Origin of the sequence: Cloacibacillus evryensis DSM 19522 (genome assembly GCF_000585335.1) — a bacterium.
GTDB classification, from domain to species: Bacteria; Synergistota; Synergistia; order Synergistales; family Synergistaceae; genus Cloacibacillus; species Cloacibacillus evryensis.
In genome coordinates this window covers 1,952,973-1,975,326 of the sequence record NZ_KK073872.1, presented here as the reverse complement: position 1 = coordinate 1,975,326, position 22,354 = coordinate 1,952,973, and the positions used below count along the sequence as shown (strand labels likewise).

17 protein-coding genes are annotated in these 22,354 nt (G+C 57.2%); 4 read left to right on the top strand and 13 right to left on the bottom strand.

Annotated features, from left to right (window positions below; translation table 11 throughout):
* Positions 1-63: 63 nt before the first annotated feature.
* Genes CLOEV_RS08845 through CLOEV_RS08835 form a run of 3 tightly spaced genes read left to right on the top strand, consistent with a single transcriptional unit; the run spans position 64 to position 3,745 of the window.
* Complete coding sequence (locus CLOEV_RS08845; protein ID WP_008712202.1) at positions 64-543, top strand: (2Fe-2S)-binding protein; 480 nt, start codon at positions 64-66, stop codon at positions 541-543.
* Positions 543-2,783, top strand: coding sequence for a xanthine dehydrogenase family protein molybdopterin-binding subunit (locus CLOEV_RS08840; RefSeq protein ID WP_034443247.1), 2,241 nt, complete (start codon positions 543-545; stop codon positions 2,781-2,783). Before CLOEV_RS08845 ends, CLOEV_RS08840 begins: the two co-directional genes overlap by 1 nt.
* 11 nt (positions 2,784-2,794) lie before the next feature.
* Complete coding sequence (locus tag CLOEV_RS08835; RefSeq protein WP_051485003.1) at positions 2,795-3,745, top strand: FAD binding domain-containing protein; 951 nt, start codon at positions 2,795-2,797, stop codon at positions 3,743-3,745.
* Positions 3,746-3,828: 83 nt separating this feature from the next.
* Here CLOEV_RS08835 and CLOEV_RS08830 read toward each other — a convergent pair whose 3' ends face one another.
* The 12 genes from CLOEV_RS08830 to CLOEV_RS08775 all read right to left on the bottom strand — a co-directional run bounded on the left by CLOEV_RS08830 (position 3,829) and on the right by CLOEV_RS08775 (position 17,693).
* Entirely contained in the window at positions 3,829-5,436 is a 1,608-nt protein-coding gene (locus tag CLOEV_RS08830; RefSeq protein ID WP_051485002.1) for an S-layer homology domain-containing protein, read from the bottom strand.
* A 16-nt stretch (positions 5,437-5,452) separates the two neighbouring features.
* Positions 5,453-6,196 carry a SpoVA/SpoVAEb family sporulation membrane protein gene (locus CLOEV_RS08825; RefSeq protein WP_034443245.1) on the bottom strand — a complete coding sequence of 248 codons (744 nt, stop codon included), beginning with the start codon at positions 6,194-6,196 and terminating at the stop codon, positions 5,453-5,455.
* A 456-nt stretch (positions 6,197-6,652) separates the two neighbouring features.
* On the bottom strand, positions 6,653-7,843 hold the full coding sequence (locus tag CLOEV_RS08820) for an electron transfer flavoprotein subunit alpha (protein ID WP_034443243.1): 1,191 nt from the start codon (positions 7,841-7,843) through the stop codon (positions 6,653-6,655).
* Between the two features lie 35 nt (positions 7,844-7,878).
* Positions 7,879-8,667, bottom strand: coding sequence for an electron transfer flavoprotein subunit beta (etfB, locus tag CLOEV_RS08815; RefSeq protein ID WP_034443241.1), 789 nt, complete (start codon positions 8,665-8,667; stop codon positions 7,879-7,881).
* Between the two features lie 5 nt (positions 8,668-8,672).
* Positions 8,673-9,818 carry an acyl-CoA dehydrogenase family protein gene (locus CLOEV_RS08810; protein ID WP_034443239.1) on the bottom strand — a complete coding sequence of 382 codons (1,146 nt, stop codon included), beginning with the start codon at positions 9,816-9,818 and terminating at the stop codon, positions 8,673-8,675.
* Complete coding sequence (locus CLOEV_RS08805; protein WP_034443237.1) at positions 9,815-10,621, bottom strand: enoyl-CoA hydratase/isomerase family protein; 807 nt, start codon at positions 10,619-10,621, stop codon at positions 9,815-9,817. Before CLOEV_RS08805 ends, CLOEV_RS08810 begins: the two co-directional genes overlap by 4 nt.
* Positions 10,622-10,744: 123 nt before the next feature.
* Positions 10,745-12,019 (bottom strand): oxidoreductase, encoded by a 1,275-nt coding sequence (locus tag CLOEV_RS08800; protein WP_034443235.1) that lies wholly within the window; start codon positions 12,017-12,019, stop codon positions 10,745-10,747.
* Positions 12,020-12,230: 211 nt separating this feature from the next.
* Positions 12,231-13,469, bottom strand: a complete 1,239-nt coding sequence (locus CLOEV_RS08795; protein ID WP_034443233.1) for an FAS1-like dehydratase domain-containing protein — start codon at positions 13,467-13,469, stop codon at positions 12,231-12,233.
* Between the two features lie 20 nt (positions 13,470-13,489).
* On the bottom strand, positions 13,490-14,269 hold the full coding sequence (locus CLOEV_RS08790) for an enoyl-CoA hydratase/isomerase family protein (RefSeq protein ID WP_034443231.1): 780 nt from the start codon (positions 14,267-14,269) through the stop codon (positions 13,490-13,492).
* Positions 14,266-15,129: a 3-hydroxyacyl-CoA dehydrogenase family protein gene (locus tag CLOEV_RS08785; protein WP_034443229.1), complete on the bottom strand. Its 864-nt coding sequence runs from the start codon at positions 15,127-15,129 to the stop codon at positions 14,266-14,268. Before CLOEV_RS08785 ends, CLOEV_RS08790 begins: the two co-directional genes overlap by 4 nt.
* A 26-nt stretch (positions 15,130-15,155) precedes the next feature.
* Complete coding sequence (locus CLOEV_RS08780; RefSeq protein WP_034443226.1) at positions 15,156-16,472, bottom strand: CaiB/BaiF CoA transferase family protein; 1,317 nt, start codon at positions 16,470-16,472, stop codon at positions 15,156-15,158.
* A gap of 24 nt (positions 16,473-16,496) precedes the next feature.
* Entirely contained in the window at positions 16,497-17,693 is a 1,197-nt protein-coding gene (locus tag CLOEV_RS08775; RefSeq protein ID WP_034443224.1) for a thiolase family protein, read from the bottom strand.
* Positions 17,694-17,933: 240 nt separating this feature from the next.
* Here CLOEV_RS08775 and CLOEV_RS08770 point away from each other — a divergent pair, with 240 nt between their 5' ends.
* Complete coding sequence (locus CLOEV_RS08770) at positions 17,934-18,878, top strand: LysR family transcriptional regulator (RefSeq protein ID WP_034443222.1); 945 nt, start codon at positions 17,934-17,936, stop codon at positions 18,876-18,878.
* Positions 18,879-18,996: 118 nt separating this feature from the next.
* Here the strand turns inward: CLOEV_RS08770 and CLOEV_RS08765 are convergent, their stop codons facing one another.
* Positions 18,997-22,071, bottom strand: coding sequence for an ATP-binding protein (locus tag CLOEV_RS08765; protein WP_034443220.1), 3,075 nt, complete (start codon positions 22,069-22,071; stop codon positions 18,997-18,999).
* Positions 22,072-22,354 lie beyond the last annotated feature (283 nt).

Sequence of the window (22,354 nt, the reverse complement as noted above, 5' to 3'; positions counted from 1 at the left end):
GGCGTCTCCGTTCCCTCCCTTTGCCCGCCGTCCGTAATATTTTATTTCACGAGGAAGAGAATCATGAATTACAAAATAGAGATACTTCTTAACGGAGAGAAATGCCGTTTCGAAGTATCTGAAAATGAAACATTGCTTGACACTATACGCGAAAGGGCCGGCCTTGAGGGCTGCAAACGCGGCTGCGACAGCGGGGAGTGCGGGGCCTGTACCGTGCTGCTCGACGGCGAGCCGGTGAACTCCTGCTCATACCTGGCGGTCCAGGCCGACGGGCGCTCCGTCGTCACGATCGAAGGACTCACAAAGGGCTCCGAGCTCCATCCCGTGCAGCAGGCCTTTTATGACGCGGGAGCCGTCCAGTGCGGCTACTGTATCCCGGGCATGGTGCTCTCGGCGAAGGCGCTGCTCGATAAAAAGCCCGCTCCGTCCTCCGACGAGATACGCAAAGCCCTTGCCGGCAATCTCTGCCGCTGCACCGGCTATACAAAGATAGAGAAGGCGGTGAAACTCGCCGCCGAAAGAATGGGCGGAGGGACGAAGTGATGGAGAGGAATTTTTCCGTTGTCAAACATCCCGTGGTGCGGCTCGAGGCCAGGGACAAGCTGACTGGGCGCGCAGTCTACACCGACGACATGAAGCTGCCGGGAATGGTCTATGGGGCCGTCGTCAGAAGTCCCCACGCGCGCGCCGTCGTCACTAAAATAGATCTGAGCGCCGCGGAGGCCGTCCCCGGATATGTGGGCGCGCTCCTGCCGGAGGATGTGCCTGACACCCTCTACAACTGCTCGGGCAACCCGCCCTCGCCGCTGCTGCTTAAAGATGAAAAGATACTCACGACGGAACCGAAGTGCGCGGGCGACCGCATACTCTGCGTCGCCGCCGAGACCCCCGAAGCATGCCGCGAGGCCTGCGATAAAGTCGTCGTCGAATATTCCGTACTGCCGCCGATCTTCACGATAGACGAGGCGCTGAAAAGAGGAGACGAACCGCTTCAGCCGCACCTTGCCGAAGACAACGTCATCTGGAAGCGCGAGGTCAAAGAGGGCGACACCGACGAGGGTTTCAAAGACTCGGACGTCATCATCGAGGGCAGTTTTCACATCCCGCCGATGCAGCATACGGCGATCGAACCGACCGCCTGCATCTGCGACTTCAGCGACGGGCGCGAGCTCACGATCTGGAGCAACTCCCAGACCGTCTTTCAGGAGCGCCGGATAATCAGCGAACTCGTCGGCATCCGCGAAAACAAAATACGCATCATTAAGCCGGCGGTCGGCGGCGGCTTCGGCGCGCGCCAGCAGCTTCACTCGCAGCCGGCGGCGGCGCTCCTGTCGAAGAAGATCAAGCGGCCCGTCAAGATCGTCAACACGCGCGAGGAGGAGCTGACCGGCACGGTCGTCAGGCACGGAGCCACGGCGGCGGTGCGCCTCGGCGCGACGAAAGAGGGAAAGCTGACGGCCTTCTACGCCGACTACAAGCTCAACACGGGGCCATACACGACGCACGGCCCGACCGTCCTCTGCGCGGGCGCGAGAAAATTCCAGTACGCCATCCAGAGCTACTTCTTCGACGGCAAATGCCTGCTCACGAACCACGCCACGGCGGGGGCTTTCCGGGGCTACGGCAACATGCAGCTGGCCTTCGCGCGCGAGGTGATGCTCGACAGGCTCTCACGGAAGCTCGGCATCGACCCGATAGAGCTGCGCCTCAAGAACCACGTCACCGTCGGCGGGCATTTCCCAGGCTCGGAGCTGCCGGTTACAAGCTGCGAGATCGAGCAGTGTGTGCGCATCTGCATGAAGGAACGTAAAAAGATAGACGCCGCGGAAGGGCTGATCGACAACGACGATATCCGCCAGGCCTGGGGAGTCTCCTTCGGCTGCCACGGCTCCGGCCCGTCGTCGAAGGAGGGGCTCAGCTCGGCGATCGTCAACGTCAACAGCGACGGCAGCGTCGAGCTGCTCGTCGGCTCGGCGGACATCGGTCAGGGCAGCGAAACGATGCTCTCGCAGATCGCCGCCGAAACGCTCAAAGTCCCGCTTGCGGAGGTGACGATCACGGCGGCCGACACGAAGATCACCCCTTACGACACGGGGACCTTCGGCAGCAGCCAGACCTTCATCTGCGGCACCGCCGTCTACCGCGCCTGTCTCGACGTCTATGAAACGCTGAAAAAAATACTCGACCAGATATCGGAAGACAAGGTCATCCTCTGCGAGAGGATATTTTACATCGGCGGCGAAAAGCTGGACTTCCGCGCGGCGGTAAAGAGGGCGCTCTTCCACCAGCGCGGCGGCGTCATCGTCGGCCGCGGCTTCTACAAGGCCGACGCCTGTCCCAACCCCTTCTCCGTCTGCATGGTGAAGGCCGAGTACCATAAGAAAATAAACGCCATCCGCCTGCTCCACCTCATCGAGACGGTCGACGTCGGCACGCCGATAAATCCGCTCACGGTGGAGGGCCAGATCGAGGGCGGCGCGGCGCAGGGAGTCGGCTACACGCTGACGGAACAGATAGAGATCAGCAACATCGCGAAAAAGCCGCTCTCCTCCGACCTGCTCCACTACAAGATACCTCTTTGTTCGGACCTGCCGCGGATACATTCGTTTATCGCGGAAAGCTACGAGCCGACCGGCCCCTGCGGCGCGAAGAGCGTCGGCGAACTGAGCACGGTGCCGATCGCGCCCGCGATAGTCAACGCGGCGGCGCGCGCGAGCGGGCGCGAGATCAGCAGTATCCCGCTCTGCGAGGAATTTCTCATACTGCCGAACGTTGCGGAGTGAGGAGAAGAGCGATGTATATAAGAGTCAGATCACTTGCGGAACTAGATGATAAAAAACTTGCGGGGCGCTTCATCGCCGGCGGCACCGACTTTGTGCCGCTGATGAAGCTGGGACTGAAAGAGCCGCGCCTGCTGATCGACGTGACGAAGCTCACCGAGCTTCGCGGCATAAGCCTCTCCGATAAAGAAATATCGATCGGCGCGGCGGCGACGCTCACGGAGATCGCCGAAAACGCCGATGTCCTGAGATACCTTCCCGCGCTCGCACAGAGCGCCGAAAAGACGGCCTCCCTGCAAATAAGGAACGTCGGCACGATCGGCGGCAACGTAATGCAGGACCGGCGCTGCATATTTTTCAATCAGTCGTCCTCGTGGCGAAGCTCCATGGAAAAATGCTTTAAAGCGGGAGGCGGCGTCTGCCTGCAGATCAGGAATTCGGCGGTCTGCCGCGCCATATACTATTCCGACACGGCGACGGCGCTTGTGCTCTACGAGGCCGAGGCCGAGATATTGAGGGACGGCAGGCTGGAAAGGATCCCTGCCGCGAAGCTGATCGCGGAGCACAGCGCCGAAAACGGTCTCCGCTCCGAAGAGAGCGCCCTGCTGCTGGTGCGCCTCCACATCCCCCTGCCGCCCGTGGGCGAGAAGAGCGGCTTCCTGAAATACAACGTGCGCTCGTCGATCGACTTCCCGCTCGTGAACTTCGCTCTGCGCCTCTCCGACGGAGCGCGCCCCGCGATGGCCGTCGCGGGAGCGGTCGGGCCGGTGCCGCTCGTCCTTGAAAAATCTTCGCGCCTGCTTGACGAAAACGCCCCAGCCGACGGCGCGGAATGGACGGAGGAAGCGGTAAAAGAGATAAAAGCCGGCGGCGGCCTCATCCGCGAATCAGTCGTGCCGCCGAAGGTCAAGATGATGTCCTACAAACTGATCGGAGAACTGCTCAAAAAATTAAACGCCGCATAAGCGTCCCGTTAAGCCATTAAAGCGCCCCCTCCCGGATCTATCCAATGGAGGGGGCGCTCTCTATATGTGATTCCAGCGTTACGCTAAAAACAGACGCATGTGCGGAATTTCAGCACGTGGTCCGTACCGAAGCGGTAGTTATGGGAGACGAGAGGGTCGCCGGTCCCGTAGCCGAAATCCAGATAGTCGTAGACAACTTGGAACGCGATCGCCGGCGTGTATTGATATGTAACGCCGATGGTGAAGTTCTCCGCGTCGTCCGCCCATTCTTTGCCGTAAGCCGCCTTCGCGTATTTCTCAAAAGTCGTCCACTTGTCGTTCCAGCGCTGTTCGGCGCCTACCATCCAGATTTTCGTCGCGCCGTCCCTGCCGTAGGGCATATTGTCCATGACGCTGGGCGTCAGGTTCCGTTCGCCCCAGTTCATGACGTGCTGAAGGTTGTTCAGCGTGAAGGAGTTGTCGTATGTCGAATATTCCAGCCACAACGAGGTGAATTTAAGCGCCTCCTGTTTGACGTCCAGGACGATTTTATAGGCGGTCGGCGAAGTATCGGCGATACCTTGGAGCCTGTTGTCGTATTCGTTGAGGCGTGTGAAGCCGTCGTCGAGCTTCTCCCAGTAATAGATGCCTTTGAGGTTTATTGCCGGAGTGAGAGCCGCATCCGCGTAAAGCCCGTATATCGCCATCCCGAGGTCGTATTCGCCGGCTTTGCCGGAGTCCGCGTCCCACCAGTTGAGAGTGGCGCCCAGCTTTAACTTTTCATTCGGCTGCCACTGGAGGTAGACGACGGTATTCATGTATTCGCTGCCCGACGTGTCTCCCGATGTCGGCAGCACCCACTCTTCTTCATTCATGACGCCGCGGTTCAGCATTTGGAGAAGAAAACTCTCGCCGTGCCTGGCGTTGCGTCCGATAAAGGCGGTGGCGTCAAAGCTGCCGAAATTCTTATGGAACCGAAAGCCGTCGGTGCGGTAGCTGCCGTAAAGGGAATTCATTTCGTATTGGCTCCAGTAGAGGCCGTTCGCGCGCTCGAAGTCCTCCAGCCAGCGGCCAACTCTGAAGTCTATGTCGTAAGGCAGCTTGGTCTGGACGTAAATTTCGTCGAGTTCGGGGGACTGGTCGCCGCGTCCTTTGCCGTCGGCGAAAAAGCCGCTGCGGAATTCGGCGAAGAAAAAGGTGTTTTCGTCAATATTTTTCACAAGGTGCAGCGCGAAAAGATTATTATTGAAATCATTGACGTTTTCGTTCTTGTTATACCAGCCCTTGCTCGTAAAATTGGCGTCAAAGATGAATACGCCGGACAATCTCCAGCCGCCAAGCCGCTCTTCAAGCGCGGCTGCGCTCTTGTCGGCTTTATCGGCCTTTATGCCCAGCGCGTCAAGTTCATCTTTGAACTCCATGACCAGCTTGTTCAAGATCCCGACGTCCGTTTTTGACGCCTTGCCCGCGTCCGTCTTTCCCAGAGCGCGGGCGACGACGGAGGCGAGTTCATAGCGTGTGCATAAACGGGCGCCATTGAGATCGCCGGCGGGATAACCGGAAACGACTCCGTCGGCGGCCAACTGCGCCACGGCGTCGTAGGCCCAATGGCCGGAAGGAACGTCCGCGAACGGATTTGACGAGGCGTCCGCGGAAAATGGGGCGGCGATGAACACGAATGCCGCAATCATAGCGGCTATAAAGAATTTCATACGCCTCAGCCTCCCGTCAGTCCCTGTCCAACATAAACACGCCGGCAAAAGCGCCCATAGCCACAAGTATTATGTTCAGCGCGACGCCGATTATCAGCGGAGCCGCAACGCCGCTCAATATCACGGTCCCGGCCTCATAGGCGCTGCTGCCGCAGGCGACGGCCGTCATGGACGCGCCGCCGACGCCCAGCCTGCCGAATGTTTTCATGAAGCCGAAATAGGTCAGCAGTCCGCCGCCGAAGGCGATCATAATGACCGCGATAATAGGAAACGGCGCCTTCGTCTCCGAGAGCAGCTGCGCCGCGGCGGAGATCGCGCCGCCTATGATGACGGCCCAGACGAACTGCATGATCAGCCCCGGAGCCTCGACCGTTGTCGCGCCGGTCTCCTTAAGCGCCATCCCCAACAGGAACGCAAGCACGAAGCCGGCGCCGATAATTTTTATAATGGGGATAAATCCGATCCAAAAGGCTTTTGGAGCTGCGACCCCTTTAGACTGCGCCTCCGCGCGTCCGGCGGCGGCGGCGAACATGAGGCCCCAGATGGGGATCGCGGCGCCGTTTCCTCCAAACTCCATCGCCCCGGCGTAAAAACCGGTGCCTATCAACGCGATGCCCAGTACGCCGAAGAGAAGCGTAGCGGCCGGCACCGCCATTGCGGGGGGTACGAACAGCGCGCACACCCATATAAGGGACTGGCCGGTCAATCCAACAAAAGCGCCTACAAGAAAAGCCTTTATGGCCCGTGTTAAAACTGTCATGATAAAAACTCCCTCCGTTATTAAGATGGTTCCGCGCGCAGGAATTATAGCCGGCGGCACAAAACCAAGATTTGATTACATGGAAGTTACAGTTCTTTTGCTATTGCTTTTGTGTCAATAAATTTGTACGGGGTGTTTGTCAAGCGGTACGAAATATCGAAAAAACGTCCCGTCCCTGAAGATATCTTCCGGACGGGGCGTTTTGATCCACCGTCAGCTTTTTCCGGTGCCGGTCCCAAACGGGCCGCGGGGAAGGCTGGGAGAATGCCAGCCGACGCCGCTGCATTCCGCTGCGGAGATCGTTCAAAAGCGCCGCGCGCCGCTGGAGGTCGGCTTGGGGCGCCTAATGCTCCTCACGCTGTGTCCGCCGAGCCGGGGCGTTCGCCCAGACGGGGCTTTTCCGTCGTGACGCCTGAATGCTTCCGGCACAGAGGAGGGCGGCCGGCGGGGCAAGCTTTATCCCAACGCGTCAAGGATCGCGGGAATGACCTTATACAGATCGCCGACAATGCCGTAATCGGCGACTTCAAATATCGGTGCGTTTTCGTTTTTGTTGATCGCCACAATATAATCCGAAGTCTGCATACCGGCCAGATGCTGGATGGCGCCGGAGATGCCGCAGGCGATATAGAGCTTCGGCTTTACGGTCGTGCCCGTCTGTCCGACCTGGTGCGAGTGATCGATCCAGCCGGCGTCTACCGCCGCGCGCGAGGAGCCCACAACGCCGCCGAGACGGTCGGCCAACTGCTTGATGACCTTGAAACCGTCAGGGCCGCCGAGCCCCGCGCCGCCGGAGACGATAACGTCCGCGTCGGTGAGCGAGACTATCTCTTTCACAGCCGCTACGACCTCGAGCACCTTCATGCGGATCTCGCCCGGCTCAAAAACAGCCGCGAGGTCGATCCTCGTACCGCTTCTGCCGGCGACGCGCTCGGACTTTTTCATAACGCCGGGGCGCACCGTGGACATCTGCGGGCGATGGTTCGGGCAGAGTATCGTGGCCATCAGGTTTCCGCCGAAAGCCGGACGCGTCTGTCTGAGTTTTTTATCCTCGGGGTCGATATCAAGCTTCGTGCAGTCGGCTGTGAGGCCGGTTTCGCAGCGGACCGCGAGGCAGGGGCCGAGGTCGCGCCCGATATGCGTTGCGCCCATCAGCACGACTTCGGGCTTATATTTCAGTATCGCCTTATAGATCACGCTTGTATAGGCGTCGGTGTTATAGGTCTTCAGCTCGGGAGCGTTGGCGTAATACACCTTGTCCGCGCCGTACTCGAACAGCTCCGTAACGAGCCCGTCCGTGGAATCGCCGCAAAGAATGGCGCAGACCTCGCAGCCGATTTCGTCGGCGAGCCTTTTGCCTTCACCCAAAAGCTCCAGCGAAACGTCCATCAGTTTTCCGCCGCGCTGCTCTGCGAAGATCCACACGTTATGATATTGCGTCGTGTCCACGGCCCTTGCCATGGAACGTTCCTCGACCTTCACGATGGCGCCGAACGGGCAGAATTTTGGCTCAAGGCACTGATTGCAGACGTTACAGGCCAAACCGATGACGGCGTGTTTATTCTGTACGCTGAAGGCTCCCTGTGGACAGTTTTTTACACACAGACCGCAGCCTTTGCATTTTTCCTCAATAACTTTTATAGCCATTTGTCATTTCCCTCTCTATATTTACCACGCATCGCTCACAGCACATGCTCTTCGGTCAGCTTCGCCACAAGCGTGCCCGCCATTTCCGGTATCGTGCCGGCGAGCATCTCTCCCGCGCCCTTCGGCGGAGGGGTAAAGCTGCGGAACACCTGGGTCGGGCTGGCTTTGAGCCCCACTTCGTCGGGCGTTACATGCAGAGAGCCTTCGTCCCAGACAGTGATCTCCTTTTTGTACGCCTCCTCGATCCGCCCGACCGACATGTAGCGGGGCTTGTTCAGCTCTTTGATCGCCGTCAGCAGGCAGGGCTTCTGCACCTCTATGACCTCAAAACCATCTTCGAGGGCGCGCTCCACGGTGAGCGTCTTTTCCTCGACCTTGCGGACCTTCTGCACGTATGAGACCGACGGGACGCCGAGGCGGCGCGCCGTCTGCGGCCCTACCTGCGCGGTATCACCGTCGATCGCCTGGCGGCCGGCGAAGATAATGTCAAAATCTCCGAGCTGCCGCACGCCGGCGGCAAGAGTGGTGGAGGTGGCGCAGGTATCCGCGCCGCCAAAAGCGCGCGAGGAGAGCAGATAGGCGTCGTCCGCGCCCATCGCCAGGCATTCTCTGAGCATATATTTGGCCTGTGGAGGCCCCATCGACATAACGGAAACGGTAGTACCGGGGTTTTTATCTTTCAGTTCGAGCGCCGCTTCAAGGGCGTTGGCGTCGTCGGGATTCAGTATCGAGCGCACTCCTTCGCGGATAAGCGTTCCCTTTACGGGGTCGATCTTGACCTCGTTCGTATCCGGTACCTGCTTTGCCAAAACGATTATTTTCATTATGATCACCTCCCGATAATGCTGCCCGCGATCACCATCTGCTGTACCTGGGAAGTTCCCTCGAAGATGGTGTAAACGCGGCAGTCGCGGTAAAAACGCTCGACCTTGTAGTCCTTGATAAACCCGTATCCGCCGTGGATCTGCACAGCCTTGGCCGCGATCTCGTTGCACGCCTCTGAGGCGTAATACTTCGCCATCGAAGCCGCCACGCCCGCGTCGGGGCTGTTCGTGTCCTTGAGCTGCGCGGCTCTGTATACGAGCTCCTTCGCGGCCTGCAGCTTCGTCGCCATATCCGCGATCATGAAGCTGACGCCCTGAAAATCGGCGATACGGCGGCCAAACTGCTTGCGTTCTTTAGCGTATTTCACGGCCTCGTCGAAAGCGCCCTGCGCGACGCCGATGCTCGTGGCGCCCACGCCGATGCGTCCGACGTCGAGCGTTTTCATGGCGTTCTGGAACCCCATGTTTTCCTCGCCCAACAGGTCGTCCTTGTGTACGCGCACGTCCTCAAGAATGATATCGGAGGTCGGGCAGCCGATGATGCCCATTTTACGTTCGGCCTTGCCGCAGGAGACGCCGGGCAGCTTCATATCTACGATGAAGGCGGAAATGCCCTTCGACCCCTTCTGCCTGCGGTCAGTCTTCGCGTAGACGATGGCCCAGTCCGCCACCGGCGCGCCCGTTATAAATGATTTGCGGCCGTTGAGCACATAATAATCGCCGTCTTTCGCGGCGTAAGTGACCGTGCCTCCGGCGTCGGAACCGGCGCCGGGCTCGGTAAGCGCAAAGGATATAGTCTTTTCCCCAAGGGCAAGCGGCGTCAGGTATTTTTTCAACTGCTCTTCGGTCCCTGCCAGCAGCAGCGGGCCGCTGCCGAGGGCGTTGGGCGTTCCCGCCCATATGGCGCTCACGGCGCTCACGCGGGCGATCTCCTCAAGGACGATGACGTAGGATATATTGTCGGAGCCCTGTCCGCCATATTCCCTGGGTGTCTTGATCCCAAAAAATCCGGCCTTCCCCATTTTGTCGAGTATTTCCTTGGGATACTGTCCTGTTTCTTCTATTTCGTCAAGGATCGTACCGGTCAGCTCGGTTTCCGCGAAATCGCGGGCCAGCTTTCTGATAAGATCATGTTTTTCAGTAAAAATCATTCTTCTTCCCACTTCTCTCTTAGCTTGTTGAGGTCATGCTGCGGTCTGTCGATGAGAGAGGCAAATCCTTCCTGGGTTATGTGGAATTGGAAGTCGTTGATCAGGCGGCGCTTCCAGTCGCGCGTCAACAGATGATGCGTCATACAGCGGGTCGCGCGCGTCTGCTTCATGATCTTTTCCGCCAGCTCCAATGCGCGCGCCATCAGTTTATCCTTTGCGACGACTTCATTGATCATTCCCCACTCCAAAGCGGTTTTAGCGTCGATATTCTCGCCGGTGTACACCATATGGGCGGCGCGTTTTGCGCCGATCAGCTCCTGAAGAGTCACTAGCTGCCCGTCGCCCGGCACGAACCCCAATGAAAAGTGTCCGTCCTGAAAGACGACGTCGTCCGTACACAGAGTCATATCGCACAACAGCGCTATTTCCGTATGAAAACCGGGGCCGTTCACCGCGGCGATGGTGGGGATGTCCACGTCAAAAATCAGGTTTTCAAGCAATTTTGTCGCGTCAACGTAATAGGTATTGTAATCCATCACGAAATCCGCGTCGTGGTCCATCACTCCGATCCAGTAAGGATCTGTGGAGGTTAGGATCATCACATGATTCTCGGGGTCGTTCCCGATATCGTGGAAAGCCTGCGGCAGCGCGCAGTGCATCATCTCGTTCCACAGGACCGGCCCGTCGTCATGATGCATACGCAGCACGATGATGCCGTTTTTGCGCTCCATAGTTATATAGTCTTTGTATTTTTCTTTATATTCCTCAAATTTTGGTCTGGCGACAGGCTTTTGAGCGGCCATATCATGTTGCCTCCTTAAAATCTTCATTATGTCTATGCTTTATCGCAAGAGTATGGCTGTACTGCTTGTGATGTTGAAAAATCAAAAAAGGGGGGATGAGCTCCCCCCTCCGCATTTACGGTTTTAGCGCAGATACTTGCCGGGCGCCATCGGCTTGGGGTAGTTGGCGCTGTCGTACATTTCGAAGCCCATCTCAGGGTTGATGATGCAGCGCAGCTGTACCCCGGCGTGAATGCCGTACTTGAGCATGCAGCCGATATTGCAGCGCTTGCACCTGTTGATCTCGTCCACTTTTCCGTCCCTTATTTTGTTCGTCCAGTCGGGATCGGCAAGGGACTGACGTCCGTGCGAGAAGATGATGTTCTTTGTTTCGTTTGCGAGCTGAGCGGCGAGCACAGGGTCGTGGACCGAAGGAATCAGGACCGGCACGTCAAGTTCCTTGTCAAAATAGTGTGCCTGCTCGATTTTAAGAGGCATCTTGTCTTCATCGGGAATGAAGATGTCCCATCTCTCATAGCCGGCGCTGTCGGAGAGGTCAACAAAGGAGCTTCCGAGCTCGATCAGCATCTTGTGGAATTTGACCATATCTTCGTATGTAAAGCCTCCCGGCGTATGCTCTGCGGCGCTGGTCCTGCAGCCTGCCACGAACTTGCCCTCGACGCCCTCGTCCCTGATGGCGCGCATTATCTGCTTGAAGGATTCTCTGGCGAAGCGCGTCCTGTTCTCCCAGCTTCCGCCGAACTCGTCCGTACGGAAATTCTGATTGGGCGATAAGAAATTGTGTCCCGAGTAGCCGTGGCACGTATGGTACTCTACGCCGTCGAAGCCGGCCATGATGGCCATTCTTGTGGACATGTAGTAATCTCCTATCGCCTTATATATCTCAGCTCTGGTCAGCTCCCGCGGCATGTCGCCTTTCAGGTGCATCTCAATGTTGGGGTCCTTGTCGAAGTTCTTCGGCAGGTGGTCCTTCGTCACTTCAAAGGGGATGGGAGAAGCCGCCGCCGGGCGTGTCTTTCCGGTGGGGTCCCAATGCTGGCGCCCAGCGCCCAGACCGGCGAGCTGCGCGATGATGCGGCCTCCGAAAGAGTGCACGCCCTCGACTACGAGCCTCCATGCTTTGGCGTGCTCGGGCGTGTAAAGCCTCGTCTGAAGATAAGGGTTGAGCTCGTCCTGGAACTTGCCCGTCGATACCGGCTCGGCGATGATAAGGCCGTAACCGCCCCTGGCTCTGCGGGTATAGAAGCAGAGCGAATCCATGTTCGGGTAGCCGTCCTGCTGACGCATGTTGTTCATCGGGGCGACGGCCGTTCTGCTGGGAAGCGTGAAGGGGCCGAATTTAAAAGGCGATACCAATGCTGAGAAATCTACGTTTTTGTTTGAATTTTTGGTGTCCATATTATGTCCTCCTGTTTTTTATTTCTCTTCTTTTCTTGTCTTGTCTTACCGTGACTGACATCTGCTCATCTGACTGCTGGCAGATCCGGCCGACAAAATAGACGTGCGTGGTCGGCAAACGAATGGAAGCGCATCCTCTTTACTCCTCCGCTTGATTTGCTGGGCTCGGGCGGTCACCTCCTCGTGCTCCGCCTTACCTGACGGAACTTCCTTACTGCTTGCCCGGGTAAATATCGTCCAGCGTACGGGGAGCCGGATACTTTACTTCGCCGTGCTCTCTTGAGGGAAGGATGATGGTCGCCTTGCCGGCGGTATTTTTCTCGCCGCGCTGGTTTTCACCCCAGTGGTCGATATCCACGCAGTATTTGCCGTCGTCCTCGTACTTCCTTACCACCGTGCCGCGGTACCATGTCGTATCGCCGTAGACGTTGAAGCGGCGGAACTGGATCGAATACTTCCAGAGGAAGCCGGCGTCTCCCATCCAGTTTGTCATGAGGATGGAAGCTATGCATTCTCTGCCGCCTCCGTTATCGTAGGCGCCGGGAGCCCCGACAGCCCGCGCGAGGTCATGATCCAGGTGAGGCAGGTCTGCGTTCACGTAAGCGTTTATCCGCGCGTCGTAGACCGCGATGCCGTTGCCGTCTTTTTTCGCCCAGGCTTTGTATGAACGGTCGCACGTACCGAGAGGGAAGCCTCCCCATATGGCCGAGAAATGGCCGACGCTGTCCATAACGGTATGGGGGCCGACGACGAGCGGGCCTACGGAGTCGCCTTCCTTTACATCTTCCCAGTACCGCGGAAGGCTCCCGCGCATTTCTTCTTTTGACTGTTCTTCCTGTATGTTGTGCAGCTCTTCGTCGGTATACTTATAGGGCTCGACCAGTTTGTCGTATTTGCCTATTTTCTTGACCTCTTCGTCGCTGGAGGACTGATGGAAGAAGAACTTTATCAGGCCTACCGTCTCTCCGTGCTGGTTGGTGTACTGGCTGGCGGAGGTCATGACCATCATCTGGCCGGCAAACTTGCTCGGCACCAGCTTGACGTCGATGAGGCGCAGCGCGTTGTAATCGACTTCATCGCCCTCGAGTACCGGCTTGTAAAATTCCCATTCGCTGCCGCTGTGGAAGGGGCGCGCATACTCGTCTATTTCTGTCGTTTCGGGGGCCGCGCCCGCAAAGTATACGCTCTGGAGGAACAACGGCGGCGCGACAAGGCGTCCGTATTTCGTAGCTTTCGCATATTCTGAGTCTATGTAGCGCGGATTCAGTTCGCCTACTCCGAGCGCCCATCTGCGGATGTTGTCGCTGGAGGCGTTATGGTTTGAAAGATACAGGCCGCGCGGCAGCCCTGCCTCGACGACGGCCCGGTTTACCCTGTTGACTCCAACCTTCTTCTTAAAGGCTTCAAGCCTTTCTTCCATGGTGAGTTTTTTGACTTCGTTATTTCCCATTTTCCTGCTCCTTTACTTTTTTATTTGTCTTTATAATCGGGCTTGCGCTTCTCCAAAAAGGCATGGAGGCCTTCCTGGGCGTCAGCGCTGGCAAACGCGGTAATAAAGCTCTGGTTTTCAAAATTCAACGCCGAATTGATGTCCATATTGGCTCCGGTCTGGATCGATTCTTTGGCCATCTTCAGCGCTACGGCCGGCTTTTTTGCCATTTTGGCGGCAAAAGTACGGGCTTCTTCGACCAGCGCGTCCACGGGTACCACTTTATCCGCGAGGCCCAGCTTTTCCGCCGTCGCCGCGTCGACCGCCGCCCCCGTGTAGATCAGCTCCTTCGCCTTGCTGGCTCCGATAAGCTTGGGCAGCCGCACGGTCGCTCCGCCGCCGGGGATGATCCCCAGTCCCGTTTCTGGGAAGGCGACTTTGAGATTTTCCGCCGCGATGCGGAAGTCGCAGCAAAGGGCCAGTTCGCAGCCGCCGCCGAAAGTGATGCCTGCCATGGCCGCGATGACGGGCTTGCCGATATTTTCGATCTTCTCAAAGGCCTTTCTGGAAACCATATTGAAGCCGTATATTTCCACCGGGCTCAAGTTGGCCATCTCCGAGACGTCGGCTCCGGCGGCAAAGGCTTTGGAGCCGGCTCCGGTAATTATTACGACCTTCACCGTCGGATCCATATCGACATCGTCGGCGGCGTCGTACAGCTCTTTGAACAAACGGCTGTTCAGAGGGTTCATCGGAGGGCGGTTCAGGGTAATGGTCGCCACGCCGTTTTCTTTGTTAAGCAGAATAGTCTCGTAGGTCATGCCGTTTTCTCCTTCGCGTACCAGCCGGCCCCTGTCTTATCGCCCAGCCTTCCGGCCCGGATCATGCTCTTTATGGCATGTGGCGCTTTCCAGAGCTCTCTTCCCGTTTCGGAGTACAGGTAGTCCATAGTCAGCAGCGCGATGTCTATCCCGGTGCGGTCCATGAGCTCGAAAGGCCCCATGGGGTAATTCAGCCCCAGTTTGACGGCGGTGTCTATATCCTGCGGCGTCGCGACTCCTTCGTCGACCAGGCGGATAGCCTCGATAAACTGGGGGATCATGCAGCGGTTGACGATGAAGCCAGGGGTGTCTTTCTTTACTTCGACCGGGGTCTTGCCCAGCGCCGTCGCCAGTCCGGCGGCGGTCGCGTAAGTATCGTCGCTGGTCAGCGCGCCGCGGATGATCTCGCACAAGCGCATTACCGGGGCCGGATTGAAAAAGTGCGTGCCGATGAACTTCTCCGGGTGGCCGGTGGCGGCTCCCAGCCCCGTGATGGACATGGAAGAAGTGTTGGACGCCATGACGACCTCGGGCCTTAAAATCTTTTCCGCTTTCGCCAGGGCGGCTGTTTTAACGGCGAAATCTTCTACGACCGCTTCGATGAAAAAGTCGGCCGCGGCGAAGTCCTCTAACTTTGCCGTCTTTGTGATGCGAGCAAGAGCGGCGTCCTTTTCTTCGGCCGTGATTTTTCCCTTTTCCACGCTTCTGGCCATTAATTTTTCCATTCTGGCGACCGCTCCGTCGACATACTTGATATCGACGTCGCCAAGAATCACTTCAAATCCTCTTTGAGCCGCCAGTTGGGCGATGCCTCCGCCCATGGCCCCGGCTCCCAATATCCCGATCTTCTTAATAACCATTTTTTTACCCTCCTGTATCTGCAAAATCAGTCGATGATGCCCTTCTCTTTAAGGGCGGCCATTTCAGGATCGCCAAGTCCGGCCAGGGTTTTGAGGATGACTTCGGTATCCTGCCCGATCTTCGGGCCGCCGCGCCATATTTTCTGCGGAGTCCCTCCCATTTTGGGGGCGAAGCCGAAGGCCTTTACCTTTTTCCCCAGGGTCTCGTCGACATACTCGATGAAATCGTTGCGCACCTGGTAATGCGCGCTTTCCGCCACTTCCTTGATGTTCTTGGGGATGGCGCAGGCCACGTTGAATTTGCTTAGATGCTCGAAACCTTCCTGAGCGGTGCGCGATTTTACCCAATCCTGGATATACTTTTTAAACTCCAGCCCTTCCGGCGAATTGATGGCTTCCTTTGAAGAGGCGCACGTATGGTACGGGAAACGTTCGGCGCTGGTGCCTATGGCTTTGACAAACTTGTTGTAGGACGCCTCTCCCGAACTGCCGATATAGAGGTAGTTATCTTTTGCCTTATAGAGGTCGCCGGGCTGGAATATGCCTGTGGCGTTGCCCGATCTTTCCTTGATCATGCCAAGCAGGAAGTAGTTGACGAAGCAGTCGTTGAGCCCCTTGCTCATGGATTCTATCTGAGACGCGTCGATGACTTGCCCCCGCCCGGTCTTTTGGGCGCTGTTGTAGGCCATCACTATCCCGATAGTTGCGTAGTAGGCCGTAATATAGTCGTTTATGAACGAAGCTCCGCATACCGGCGGACCGTCGGGAAAGCCGTTGAGATTCATCCAGCCGCCCTCCATCTGCGCGATGGGGTCATAGCAGCGCCGGGTGCTCCAGCCGTCGCCTTCACCGAACTCCTTGCGGCCGAATCCGCTGATATGGCAGATGACCAACTGCGGGTTCACGCTGAGCAGCTCCTCGTCCCTGATCCCCAGTTTCTCGGTCCAGAGGATATTTTCCACATAGACGTCGACCTGCCTGATCAAAGCGAAAAATACTTCTTTCGCTTCGGGTATCCTCAAGTCCCAGTTAAAGGTCAGGCTCAGTTTGTTGCGTCCCTCCTGTATCCAGGCGGTGCTTACTTTTTTGTCCATCGGCACTTCCGGGCCGGCTATCACGATATCGTCGCCGTCCAAAGTCACCACCGGCGATTGCAGGCGGTAATTGTCTCCGCCGGGACGCTCAGCGTGGATGACCTCCGCGCCGTTTTCTGCCAGCAGTGTGGCGGTAAACGGCCCCGCGACGATGGTCCCCGTCAGCAGGACCCGCATCCCCGACAGAGCGCCGAACTTGGGGATGAAGGCGGGAGCCGGTATTCTTTCTGTCTTTTTCAAATCAGCCATGTTATCTTCCTTCCGTTTGAAAAACTAATACACTTTGACGATCAAGGAGGCTCCGAGATCGCCGGCCGCGCATCCGGTAAAGGCGCCATAGCCTCCGCCCTGTACGGCCAGGGCTTCGATAAGCTCGATGATGGCCCTGCCGGCGGTAGGCGCCTGGGGATGCCCGAAGATCATGGGAGAGCCATAGTTGTTTATATGCTTTTGGTCTATTCCCATCTCTTTTCCCAGGTAGATGTCGTTTACGATAAAGGGATTGTGCGTTTTTACCTGTTTCAGTTCGCCTGCGCCGATGCCGGCGTCTTTTAACGTCAGCGTCAGCGCGGGGACCAGCGCGGAAGCCATGCGTCCGGGGGCGACCCTGACCACGCCGTAGGATATGATCTGAACCGTTACGGTGCCGTCCGCGCTCAGCTTACCGGCGTTTTCTTTCGTCGTTACGATAACGCCGCAGTTGCCGTCGGCGGGGTGGCATTGGCTGCCGCTTGTCAGCACTCCGCCTTCAATGACCGTTTTATAGGCGGCCAGGCCCTCTTTTGTCCTGGCGGCGACTCCCTCGTCGGCGTCGATCCGCTTTATCTGCTTTCTTTCTTTTATTTCCACAGGATACATGTAGCGTTTCTGGAACGCCCTTCCGTTTGCCGTCGCATCCAAATATTGCTCATATCTGAGAAGCGCGATATCGTCGCATTCCTCTCTGGTTATGCCGGCTTGCTTCGCCACCGCTTCCGCCGTCTCGAACATCGCCAAGCCCGCGCCCGGCGACGGGTCGCGCTTGAAATTGTCGGTAACGATATTTTCCGTGACCACCGAGCCGTTATTCGGGCTGGGCACCACCAGCAGAGGCGTACTGGAGCAGCGGTCTCCCGCCAGAGCGTATACTGTTTCATAGGCTCCGTTTTCAACATCGGCCGCCGCCGACCCCATGGTCGTGCAGGAGGTCGCGCATACCTGGCTCACCTGTATCCCAGGGATGTTTTTCTTGCGGTCGAGGATGACCGCGCTTGAATAGACGTGAGAGTAAAACGACAACGGCTGAGCCGTAGTTATCCCATAGTAGATAAAATCCAGCACGGTCGGATCGATCTGCTTTTCCACAAACCACCTTCTTGCCGTGTCCGCAGCCAGCACCACTGAATTTTCAGCCTTCAATGATCCGTTCCAGCGAGCGAACGGCGTTGAATAGTATCCGCCGTATGGGATGAAAGATTTATTGAATTTCACGAACGTATACCCCCTTCTCAAACGATTTAAGTTAATTATTTTCTTCACGAGCATTATCCTCAAATCTGCGGCATTAGTGAAATTCTTTTATTGACGTTGATATAACGGGAGCGTATAGCCAGCGCCGCGAGGGGGATAAAACCGCATTTGAAGCCGCCGCTTGTAACAGTCGTCGTTCTTCGTTATAATTAGCGGTGTTCTCCGTTATAATGAATAAAATGAAGGAGATAACGGCATATCATGATAAAGCTGAACTATATCGAGGAATATGTGACCTTAGCCGAGAATCTGAACTTCACAAAGACAGCTAATCATCTGTATATTACACAGCCCGCTCTCAGCAGGCATATTTCCATAATTGAAGAGATGGTGGACGCAAAGCTTTTCATCCGCAATACGAAGGGCGTGAGCATAACTCCCGCGGGGCAGATTGTCTATGAATCTTTCAAGGAGATATTGAAAGCGTTCAACAGCGCCAACGAACAGATCAAGCGGTTGACCTCATGCAATGACGGGATAGATATAAGCGGAACGCTCAAGATAAACAGCCCCTATTATTGGGCCGAAAAATATATCGACCCGATCAAGGCGCATTTTGCGAAGACCTTTCCCAACGTGGAGGTGAGGGCGAAGTCGTTTCAGCCGATAGATTGTTTTATAGGAATGTGCAACGGAGAAGCGGATATCGCCATCATCAGCATGACGATCAGTATCGATGAGATCAACGACCAAATATGCAGATACGAGTTCGCCCGGGAAAGGCTGGCCGTCGCTATGAGTTTGGAACATCGCCTGGCTGGGCGTTCGTCGGTCAGGCTCGACGAATTTAAGGACGACCTTTTTGTCTCCGTAGAGGACGAGAACGATTCGATCACGAACTTTACGGAACTTGTTCTTTCTTTAATGCGAAAACGCGGCGTCGAGGCTAAAAAAGTACGATTCCCCCACCAGATGAACACCCTTGAAACGGCGATCCTGCAATCCGGCGGCGTCAGCGTGGTGCCCCTCTGTTTCGGCGAGAAGACTATCAACCTGCACGACAGCACGATCATACCGCTCGAAGACCCAGACTGCGTCATTTCCATGAATTGCTATTACAGGGCAAATAACGAAAACCACGCTCTCCCGCTGTTTTTACGATCGATCCGCGAAGTATTCCCCAAAAATTCCGCAAAAGAAGATTAGCGCCGGCTTTACCGGCATCATATACATGGGCCTCTTTGAACGATACGTTAATTGATTTTGTTATAACAAAATCGCATAACTCAAAAGAGGCGTCTTGCTTGTCCGGCGTCCGCTGTTTTTACAGCCCTTCGAGGCAGGCTTTTTCTATCGGCAGCGAGAGGCGTTCCGTCACACGGAGCGCCCTTTCCTTATAGAACTCGATATCTTCATTGACTAAAGCGGCCAGCGTTTCCGTGCCTTCGCCGTTTTGCGCGAGGATGGCTTTGATCTGCGCCGAGACGCGGTCCGCGACGCAGCGTTCGTAATCGCTGTCGAGAAGCTCCGCGGCGGCGCGCGCCTCCGCAAGGCAGTCGGCGGCCTCTTCGTAAGAGCCGGCTTTGCAGGCGGCGAGCGCGGAATAGGCGCAGGCGACGCCGCGATACCAGCGCAGATGGAATTTGTCGAAGAACGCGCGGGCCCTTTTCAGGACGCGGCGCAGCTTTGCCTCGTCGCATTCGTGACCGGAGAGCACGCTGTCGGCGAGAGACTGCGCGTATAATGTGTAAATAAGCGCCGCGCCTCCGCGCGCCTCGGCCTCGCGGCAGAGGCCGACCGCGCGTTCATGCCAGCGCTCGGCCTCCGTGAAATCGAACTGGTTCCGCTTCGCCTCGCCGAGCCAGGCGTAACAGGCGCAGAGGGAGTAGCGGTACGCCGCCGTATCGCCGAAGGAGGAAAAGAGCGCCGCCGCCTCTTCCAGCAGCCGGACGGCCTCGCCGTAGTTTCCCGCAAAGGCGCGCGACATCCCGCTTATGCGCAGCCACGCCGCCTTCCAGTTGCGGTCTCCGTCTATTTCCGCGAGCCGCGCCGATTCGTCGGCGGTGCGCAGCAGAAGCGCGATCTCCATCCTGTCCATGCAGATGGAGCTGAGATGATAGTTGGCCTTTAAAATGTATCCGCGCTGCGCCGCCGTCGCGCAGGAACCGTTGATCTCGCGGATTTTCGCGATGCACTCCCGCGCGCGCGCGTAGCCCAGGTTATGGGTGTAATGCCTGGCCTGGAGGACGTAGAATTCCGAAAGCAGCGCCTGCCCCTCTTCGTCGCGGAAGGGGGCGGGGTCCTCCGTTATCTTTCGCTCCACGCTCTGGAAATAGCTTTCGATGTTGTTCATGTCCAGCACGGATACGCCGTTCTCGCCGCTCAGTATGAGCGGTTGGGCGGCGTCTCCGCCGGTGGGGAAGTATTCCTGCGTTATGTTGAGGTAGCCGATGATATTCTTTATGACGTATTCGAGATATTTTTTCAGCAGGCGGCTCTTCTCGAAGTGATAGATGAGTTTCGGGAAGACGAAAGCGCCGTGAGGCTGCGCGGCCAGGGTGCTCTCAAAGTAGAGGGCGATCTTTTCATGCAGCAGCCTTCTTCTGACGAGGGGGATGTTTTCGTATGTGTATTCCCTGATCTTCTGGTGGCTGAAACGGAAGATGACGCCGCCGGAGGCCGCCTCTTCGCGGATTAGTTTTCGCTCTATCAGTTGTTCGAGATCATCCACGAGCCCGGCCGGCTCTTTGCCGGAGATGCGCGCCAGCGTTTCGAAGGCCGCGCCGTCCGGCATCATCGAGATCAGGTCGAGCGCCTTGCGCGGTTCTCCTTCGACGCCGAGGATGCGCTGGCGGATGACGTCGCCCAGTTTCGGCGTGAAGCCGGCAAGCGAGCCGCTGAAGGATATGTTGTTCAGCGTCTCCGTTATGAAGAGCGGGTTGCCCTCCGTCTCGCGAAAGAGCGAACTGCCGAATGCGGCGTCGAAGCCGCGGCGCGGCAGGAACTTCTTCGCGAAGTCGGCGGTCTGTTCCGGCGTGAAGCGCTCCAGATCGTATTCCTCCAGTAAACCCGCCAATTTCAGGCCGCTCGTCAGCCGCTCCGTCGCTGCGGGGGCGTCGTTCCGGCAGCCCATGACGAAGAGGATGGCTCGGTTTTTGTCCATCGTGACGATGTTGCGGATCAGCGCGAGGCTCGCGGGGTCGGCCCACTGGATGTCGTCTATCTTGAGGATCAGGCGGCTGCCGGCGCAGTACTTGACAAGCGCCCGGACGAGAAAATATTCTCCCCAGGCGGAGAAAAGTTCGTCTGCGGGCGCGACGACGGAATCCGCGCTCGGGAAGAGCGAAGTCACCGCTTTTCTCAGCGTGCGTGCCTCCTCGGAGACGTCGTTCGATAGGGATGACAGGAGCTGTTCAAAAATGTCGTACCACGGTTTGAGCAGAAAGCTCTCTTCCGCCTGATAACAGCGTGCCGATATCAGCGCGGCGTCGCCCGCCGCCGTGCGGCGCAGCGCCTCTTCCATTAGCGCGGACTTTCCGATCCCCATTTCGCCCTTTACCACGATGCTCGCGGCGGGCGCGTTTCCCATGAAAAGGCGCAGCGTGCGAGAGATATTTGCCAGCTCCGCCTCGCGTCCGTAGAAAAACCCCGCTCCCGCGGCGGCGCGTCTCGTCTCAATGCCGAGGTCGGGCCGCGCCGCGCGGGGCGGGCGGCTTTTTATTTCGCGAGCGAGCCGCGTCGTTTCGGCCTCAGGTTCCTGCGCGAGGTCGTCCCGCAAAAGTTTTCTCAGCTCTTCATATATTTTCTGCGCCTGCGCCTCTTTGCCCTCGCTTTTCAGCATCATCATCCGGCGGCGGCAGGCGTATTCGTCATACTTATCGGCGCCGGCGAGCGAGTCGCAGAGCGAACGGCAGAGGGTGAAGTCGCGCGCGTCGTAGGCCGCCGCTATCCTTTCCCTGAGCCGCCGGCAGTAGCTCTCTTTGACCTGCCGCGCCGTAGCCTCGGTCCACTCGCTGAATTCTTCGTTGTCCTTCAGATAAAAACCGCCGAGGAAGTCTTCCCAGTCAGGGGCTTCGCCCTCCATATAGCTTTGAAGGTCGCTTTCTATCTGGCGTCGGGGATTCAGCGCCATCGTCTGTCGTGCCGGTTCGTCGATGAAGTCGCCGCCGAACGCTTTCCTGATCACATAGACGGTGTTGCGCAGATTGGATTTTGCCTTTTCGTCGGTGCATTTGCTTCCCCACAGGAGGTCGCAGAGCTTTGTCTTAGCGGCGGAGCCGGTAACGGCAAGGTAATAGATCAGCGCGTCGGCCTGACGGAAGGGCAGTCTGACGGGGGTGCCGTCGATCGCTATTTCAGGTGCGCCCATCAACTTTATCCTGACCACTTTTGTCCCCATCGAAATTTCCTTTCGCAGATCCCTTGTAAAACCAGCCTGATTTTATGTCCTATATTTTATCCTGAACCGGCCTTTGCCGCAAACGCGCCTATTTGATACGCGTCAGTTTCGCGTCAAAATCAGGGTGAAAATTCTGGTTTTAGACGCTTTTTTTATAAAAATTCTATAAATTTTCGACGGAGGTTTTGTAGAATCAAAGGCAGAAATCAACCGGAAGGCTTTCTTCGCGATAAATGCCGGAGAGAAAATGGCGGAGAGGTCAGATTGCCGGATTTTTATTATC